Source organism: Psychrobacter sp., from assembly GCF_036731945.1.
Lineage (GTDB): Bacteria > Pseudomonadota > Gammaproteobacteria > Pseudomonadales > Moraxellaceae > Psychrobacter.
Genome location: NZ_DAINDI010000099.1, coordinates 1,989 through 7,117, shown reverse-complemented (window position 1 = coordinate 7,117; position 5,129 = coordinate 1,989). Strand labels below are relative to the sequence as shown.

Annotated in this window: 3 protein-coding genes and 1 pseudogene; 2 read left to right on the top strand and 2 right to left on the bottom strand. The window is 45.8% G+C overall.

Annotation, left to right across the window (positions count from 1 at the left end):
• The coding region (gene gluQRS, locus V7D75_RS13810; RefSeq protein WP_333615024.1) for a tRNA glutamyl-Q(34) synthetase GluQRS at positions 1 to 905 on the top strand (905 nt) is incomplete at its 5' end.
• A 100-nt stretch (positions 906 to 1,005) separates the two neighbouring features.
• On the opposite strand, the gene V7D75_RS13805 is transcribed toward gluQRS, so the two are convergent.
• Positions 1,006 to 2,130: an FtsW/RodA/SpoVE family cell cycle protein gene (locus V7D75_RS13805; protein WP_068404278.1), complete on the bottom strand. Its 1,125-nt coding sequence runs from the start codon at positions 2,128 to 2,130 to the stop codon at positions 1,006 to 1,008.
• 430 nt (positions 2,131 to 2,560) lie between these two features.
• A pseudogene (gene murD, locus V7D75_RS13800) lies at positions 2,561 to 3,977 on the bottom strand (UDP-N-acetylmuramoyl-L-alanine--D-glutamate ligase).
• Positions 3,978 to 4,655: 678 nt separating this feature from the next.
• Between murD and V7D75_RS13795 the strand changes: the two are divergent.
• A partial coding sequence (locus tag V7D75_RS13795; protein WP_333615023.1) for a SulP family inorganic anion transporter occupies positions 4,656 to 5,129 on the top strand: 474 nt, incomplete at its 3' end.

The following is a 5,129-nucleotide window of genomic DNA, read 5'->3' as shown; positions in this document are numbered from 1 at the left end:
CGTCGCCTACCGGTGAGCTGCATCTTGGTTCCTTAACCACCGCGCTTGCCAGCTTTTGTCATATCAAATCTCTTGGGGGCAAATGGCTACTACGTATCGAAGACACCGATACCGAGCGCTGTGATCGACAGTTTACCGAGCAGATTTTGATTGATTTAGAAGTGCTTGGGCTGCACTGGGATGGCGATGTTATCTACCAATCTGAGCGCCTTGATATTTATAATGATTATTTATCTTCAAGCCTATATCCGCTGACTTACGGCTGTCAATGCTCGCGTAAAAGTCTTGAGCGTTATTGGCAGCAAAAAGCGATGGGAGAAAGCATGGACGCAGAGCAGGCACAGGAAAAACTACTGAACAGGCAACGCTATCCGCGCTGTTGTCTAAATGCCAATCTTGATAAAGAAAAAAACAAACTGCGTATACAGCTACCAGATTACCGTATCGGCTTTAAAGATGGTATTCAAGGTGTGCAATGGAGCAATCCGCAGCGAACCTTGGGAGATATGGTGGTACGTCGCCAAGATGGGATGATTAACTATATCTTAGCCGCCAGTCTCGATGATGGCCTGCAAGGCGTCAACCATATTATGCGCGGCTTGGATATTTTGCCGATGACGACAGCGCAAATTAGCATCATGCGTGCAGCAAGCTTACCCGCTATCGATCATTGGTATCATTTGCCATTGATATGCAGTCCTGACGGTCAAAAGCTCTCTAAACAAAACCTTGCTCAGCCAATTGATACCCGTGACCCAAGTCGTCTAATTGCCCATGCTTTGCAGCTATTACAGCAGCCTGCCGTTGATAGAGATACGCCGACAAACATGCTAAAGCAAGCAGTTGCACAGTGGGATAATTTACCCCTGCAAAATAGGCAGTCTTTAAATATGCCTGATATTTAATAACATCTTGCTAAGCCTTAATAGAAAAAACGCCGCTATGAGCGACGCTTTTTTATCATTGATCATTGAAGTGCCGTAAACACTCTAATCATTAAATGACTTAGTAATAACGGCACTGGCTTTTTTCAATCTCAGGGCTTTCTTTATAAATCTTTAGCAGTACCGCGACCATCACCAAGCTAATCAGCATCGATGAGCCGCCATAACTGAAAAACGGCATGGTCAAACCTTTGGTTGGAATCGCGCCCATATTCATCGCCGCATTAATAATCGTCTGCGCGATAAACACCACTGCGATACCAAAAGCGGTATAGCTCATGCGCATTTGCCGACGTTTTAGAGCGTTATAGCTGATGCGCATCGCACTTCCGATAATCAGCGCCTCAAAGATGAGAATCATGGTCACCCCAACGAAGCCTAACTCCTCACCAGTAATGGCTAGTAGAAAATCGGTATGCGCCTCTGGTAAATGCGACAGTTTTTGCACGCTTTCGCCATAGCCGACGCCAGTAAACTGTCCGCGACCAAAGGCAATTAAACTGCGTGCTAGCTGATAATCGGTATCTTGCACATCGTCAAAAGGGTCCAAAAACGACATTACCCGTACGAGGCGGTATTGTACGGTCGCCACCATTAATACAGCACCGCCAACGGCCACAGCGCCGAGCGCGATAAATTGTTTATAAGGCGCACCAGCAATATAAAAGATGGCAAAGACCGTACCAATAATAACCACAAACGAGCCAAAATCTGGCTGCGCGAGCAACAGAACGGTGATTAATCCAACCACGATGGCTATGCGTAAAAACCCATCCCAACCGTTACGTACCTCAAATGAGCGCCGTACAACAAAGTCTGAGACAAAGATAATCATCACCAATTTGGCAAGCTCTGCGACCTGAAAATTAAAACCGCCGAGCGTGAGCCAACGCTTTGAGCCATTAATAGGCGTACTAAATAAAGTGGCAAATAACAATAACCCTGTGATGGCCAAGAGCATAAACTGGGTTTCGGTTTTATAAAGCCTTTTTAGCGTTACTGCTTTATAAGAAATACCAGCGATAACTAGCCCAATCGCCATGTATAAAAGCTGATTATAAAAGAAATGCAGCTCGCTCATGCCGCGACTAAGGGCAAACGGGATAGAAGCAGAAGCTACCATCAGCAAGCTGAGCACCAACATACAGCCAACGCTTGCTAATAAAATGGCGCGTGCTGAGGGCATGGAGAGAACGCCATCTGAGCCAGTAGCTCGCGGCGATTGAGAGTTTGATCGAAAAAAAGAAGAGAGCGCCATAATTTTATATACACTAGCAAACGAGAAAACACGGCGTTATAAAACGCCACCGTTTAAAAAAATGAAGTTGATTTTATCCAATAGATAATAGCAGACAGCAAAGCGGTGACAAACCCCGATTGTTAATCGTTTAGCTTGTCAGTATTAATAGTACAGTGGTTAGCAACATGAATAGCAACGATGGTTTGCAAATCGTTTGTCGTCCGCTTTATTACCTAGTTGACAGTAGCAGCAATTTATAAGCAAAACAATCATTTATCAAAAAACGCCTGCCATTTTATAACGCTAAGCCAAACCGCTTAAAACCTAATGCTCATACTACCTCAAATCAAGAAGTCTTATCAGGTAACAAGATACCTTATGAAGCTTTGTCTAACTGGTTAACCAGCTGACTAAAGTACTTGCCGCGTTCCGCAAAGCCACTAAACTGATCGAAACTGGCACAAGCTGGCGACAAGAGCACCGCTTGTACCTGCGATAGGCTGCTTTTTGTGACTTGCTGTATCGTCGCAAAAGCGCCCTCTAGCGTTTGACATTGATGCATATAGACGTCATCGTCGTTGATACCAGCGGCGCGTAAATGTTGCTCAATTTGCTGGCTATCTTCGCCAATAAACAGCACTTGGCTGACGTATTGATTGATAAATGGCGTTAATTCGCCAAATTGCTGACCTTTACCCTGCCCACCTAAAATTAATAGTAGCTTACCATCTTTAGGCGCATATACCGCTCCTAAGCCCTCGACTGCCGCCATGGTTGAGCCAATATTAGTACCCTTAGAATCATTAAAATAATCAATGCCATCGACCGTAGCCACATATTCGCAGCGATGCTCAAGTCCTGTAAAATTCTGCAAGGTGGCGAGCATACTATCAAGCGGTAAGCCTGCAAGCTCACCCAAAGCCAAAGCTGCTTGCGCATTGAGTAAATTATGCCGACCTTTGATACGCAGTTTGTCTGCCGACAGCAAACGCTCGGTCCCGCGGGCCAAATACGTCTGCCCTTCTGAGTCGGTAATCAGTCCATATTGACCTTTGTCAGGGGCGTGAATGCCCGTGCTTAAGCGTGGCAAATTATCCGCCACTAGCGGCCGCGTCAAGGCATCTTCGCGATTTATCACTACAGACTTGGCGCCTTGAAAAATACGATGCTTGGCTTGATGGTAGCCGAGCATATCGCCATGGCGGTCTAGGTGGTCAGGCGACATGTTCAGTACCGTTGCCACTTGTGCGCCTAAATTGGTTACGGTCTCTAACTGGAAACTTGATAGCTCGAGAACTGCCAATTCCATCTCGGTATTGGACAATAACGTCAGTGCTGGCACGCCAATATTGCCGCCTACGCCAACATTGACCCCAGCATCGGCGGCCATTTGTCCAACCAAGGTGGTGACGGTACTTTTAGCGTTAGAGCCTGTAATCGCAACAATCGGTACGCGGCACGCTTCACAAAATAGCTGAATGTCACTGACAACGGCAATATTCGCCTCTCGCGCCGCAGCAACCGCTGGGGTTTTTAAAGATACCTGGACTGATGATAATACGAGCCGCTCGCTGCAATAAATCGGCATCTATCGCGCCAAACTGGCGAATCTCAACAGCAGCAGGTAATTGCTCTGCTAAAATGGGATTGACTTGATTGTCGGTGACAGCGACTTGGTAACCTTGCTTGGTCAAATACTGCGCAACCGACAGTCCCGACTGCCCCAAACCGACCACGACTTGTAAACCACTGCCCTTATGGAGTAAGGCTTCTGTTGCGGTGTTAGTGGTCATATCTATTCCCTTTATCTATTGGACGAACAAAATTGTATCAAGTATCTTGGCTTTATCAATAGTATTGATAATGGCTTTTTATAGTGAGCTTTACGCTAAACGTCAGGGCTACAAGCATTCTAAGCCAGTTTGAGCAAGTCTGCCTAAATCTGTCTGAACCTGTGTCAATAAGCCACTTTGGCTGATGAGCATCATAAAGCCATTTCCGCAATTTCGGTACTGGTTTTTTGAGGCTTTGTGTTATTATGCGCCTGTTTTTATATTGCGCCGCTAATGCTATAATAGCCGCCTTAATAAGAACCGCTACGATAGTAAGCGCTCTTTAACCAAATCTCTAATTTAGCATTTTAGTTTAGCATGTTGTCACCTTTATCGCGCCATTGTCATCGTCCTGCAGTTATGTTTTTTATGCTGAGGTGGATATGACAGGCAACCGCTGCCCCATATTTTGGCGTTTTGTCTGACAAGAGACGTATCTTCTTCCACCGTATTTCACGGTAAACACTTATTCATGTTTTTAAGAGCTGTTATCCTACTGATTAAGGGTAACGGTTTGTGCGATACCGCTATAAAGGTCGATAACCGTTAGTCTCGATACAATCATTTTAGGGTGACGCTTTATTGCTCGATCATAAATGGTTGTTTTTTTTGCCTCTAACCCTACTATACAGTTTACTTATGACATCTTTTTTTGGCAGTTTGCGTGAAGAGTGGTTTTCCAATATTCGCGGTGATACGTTATCAGGTTTAGTGGTCGCACTAGCCTTGATTCCAGAAGCGATTGCCTTTTCTATTATCGCTGGTGTCGACCCAAAAGTCGGTTTATATGCTTCATTTTGCATCGCCGTGGTCATTAGTTTTGTCGGTGGACGTCCAGGAATGATTTCGGCGGCGACTGGCGCAATGGCACTGGTGATGGTTGATTTGGTCGCCGAGCACGGGCTGCAGTACTTGCTTGCCGCTACGCTACTTTGCGGCGTCATTCAAATCATCATGGGTATTTTAAAACTTGGTAACTTGATGCGCTTTGTGTCGCGCTCGGTGGTCATCGGTTTTGTCAATGCGCTGGCGATTTTAATCTTTGCCGCCCAGTTGCCTGAGCTGAACCCGATGACTGAGCGCGTCGGCATGACGGTTTATATCATGACGGCG